The organism is Roseateles sp. FW305-36 (assembly GCF_058787015.1).
Map to the genome: position 1 here is coordinate 2,068 of NZ_JBYSZK010000036.1, position 2,694 is coordinate 4,761.

General features: G+C 51.1%; 1 rRNA gene (only partly in view). It reads left to right on the top strand.

The features are described from left to right. Window positions 1-2,533: ribosomal RNA gene (locus tag AC3WOE_RS30365) — 23S ribosomal RNA — on the top strand; it begins 195 nt to the left of the window's first position. The last annotated feature ends 161 nt before the right edge of the window (window positions 2,534-2,694 follow it).

Genomic DNA, 2,694 nt, shown 5'->3' on the forward strand with positions numbered 1-2,694 from the left:
AAATTGTGGAACTAGGCGCGAATAGAGTAGGGCGGGACACGTGAAATCCTGTCTGAATATGGGGGGACCATCCTCCAAGGCTAAATACTCGTAATCGACCGATAGTGAACAAGTACCGTGAGGGAAAGGCGAAAAGAACCCCGGGAGGGGAGTGAAATAGATCCTGAAACCGCATGCATACAAAAAGTAGGAGCCCGCAAGGGTGACTGCGTACCTTTTGTATAATGGGTCAGCGACTTACATTCAGTGGCGAGGTTAACCGAATAGGGAAGCCGTAGAGAAATCGAGTCCGAATAGGGCGAATAGTCGCTGGGTGTAGACCCGAAACCAAGTGATCTATCCATGGCCAGGATGAAGGTACCGTAACAGGTGCTGGAGGTCCGAACCGACTAGTGTTGCAAAACTAGCGGATGAGCTGTGGATAGGGGTGAAAGGCTAAACAAACTTGGAAATAGCTGGTTCTCTCCGAAAACTATTTAGGTAGTGCCTCAAGTATTACCTGCGGGGGTAGAGCACTGTTTAGGCTAGGGGGTCATGGCGACTTACCAAACCTATGCAAACTCCGAATACCGCAGAGTACAGCTTGGGAGACAGAGCACCGGGTGCTAACGTCCGGACTCAAGAGGGAAACAACCCAGACCGCCAGCTAAGGTCCCTAAAATTGGCTAAGTGGGAAACGAAGTGGGAAGGCTAAAACAGTCAGGATGTTGGCTTAGAAGCAGCCATCATTTAAAGAAAGCGTAATAGCTCACTGATCGAGTCGTCCTGCGCGGAAGATGTAACGGGGCTAAGCCAGTTACCGAAGCTGCGGATGCATAGCAATATGCGTGGTAGGAGAGCGTTCTGTAAGCCTGTGAAGGTGGGTTGTGAAGCCTGCTGGAGGTATCAGAAGTGCGAATGCTGACATGAGTAGCGTTAAAGGGGGTGAAAAGCCCCCTCGCCGAAAGCGCAAGGTTTCCTACGCAACGTTCATCGGCGTAGGGTGAGTCGGCCCCTAAGGCGAGGCAGAGATGCGTAGCTGATGGGAAACAGGTCAATATTCCTGTACCGATCAATAGTGCGATGTGGGGACGGAGAAGGTTAGCTCAGCCAACTGTTGGATATGTTGGTTCAAGCGTGTAGTCGTGCTCTTTAGGCAAATCCGGAGAGCTTAGATGAGGCGTGATAACGAGTCTGCTTGCAGACGAAGTGAGTGATACCCTGCTTCCAAGAAAAGCCACTAAGCTTCAGCTATTGACGACCGTACCGCAAACCGACACTGGTGCGCGAGATGAGTATTCTAAGGCGCTTGAGAGAACTCTGGAGAAGGAACTCGGCAAATTGACACCGTAACTTCGGAAGAAGGTGTGCCTTTAGTAGGTGAACCTGTACAAGGGGAGCCCAATGAGGCCGCAGAGAATCGGTGGCTGCAACTGTTTATTAAAAACACAGCACTCTGCAAAGACGAAAGTCGACGTATAGGGTGTGACTCCTGCCCGGTGCTGGAAGATTAAATGATGGGGTGCAAGCTCTTGACTGAAGTCCCAGTAAACGGCGGCCGTAACTATAACGGTCCTAAGGTAGCGAAATTCCTTGTCGGGTAAGTTCCGACCTGCACGAATGGAGTAATGATGGCCACACTGTCTCCTCCAGAGACTCAGCGAAGTTGAAATGTTTGTGATGATGCAATCTCCCCGCGGAAAGACGGAAAGACCCCATGAACCTTTACTGTAGCTTTACATTGGACTTTGAACAGATCTGTGTAGGATAGGTGGGAGGCTTTGAAGTAAGGTCGCTAGATCTTATGGAGCCAACGTTGAAATACCACCCTGGTGTGTTTGAGGTTCTAACCTTGGCCCGTTATCCGGGTCGGGGACAGTGTATGGTGGGCAGTTTGACTGGGGCGGTCTCCTCCCAAAGTGTAACGGAGGAGTTCGAAGGTACGCTAGTTACGGTCGGAAATCGTGACGATAGTGCATTGGCATAAGCGTGCTTGACTGCGAGACTGACAAGTCGAGCAGGTACGAAAGTAGGACAAAGTGATCCGGTGGTTCTGTATGGAAGGGCCATCGCTCAACGGATAAAAGGTACTCTGGGGATAACAGGCTGATACCGCCCAAGAGTTCATATCGACGGCGGTGTTTGGCACCTCGATGTCGGCTCATCTCATCCTGGGGCTGTAGCCGGTCCCAAGGGTATGGCTGTTCGCCATTTAAAGAGGTACGTGAGCTGGGTTTAAAACGTCGTGAGACAGTTTGGTCCCTATCTTCCGTGGGCGCTGCAAGATTGAGAGAGCCTGCTCCTAGTACGAGAGGACCGGAGTGGACGCACCTCTGGTGTATCGGTTGTCACGCCAGTGGCATTGCCGAGTAGCTAAGTGCGGAAGAGATAACCGCTGAAAGCATCTAAGCGGGAAACTCGTCTCAAGATGAGTCTTGCCGGGGCCTTGAGCCCCCTGAAGGGTCGTTCGAGACCAGGACGTTGATAGGCTGGGTGTGGAAGCGCAGTAATGCGTTAAGCTAACCAGTACTAATTGCCCGTGAGGCTTGACCCTATAACTTTGACTGCCTAATCATTGCGATTGCAGATCAAGGTGGGTATTCAAGTTATGCTGTTCTTCAGAAGTCTGAAGACGCAATCAAATTAAACTGATTCCGCAGCGAAAGCTGTGTGCAGAGAAACTCTGCTGACTCTACGAATTGGGTTTGTTGACCC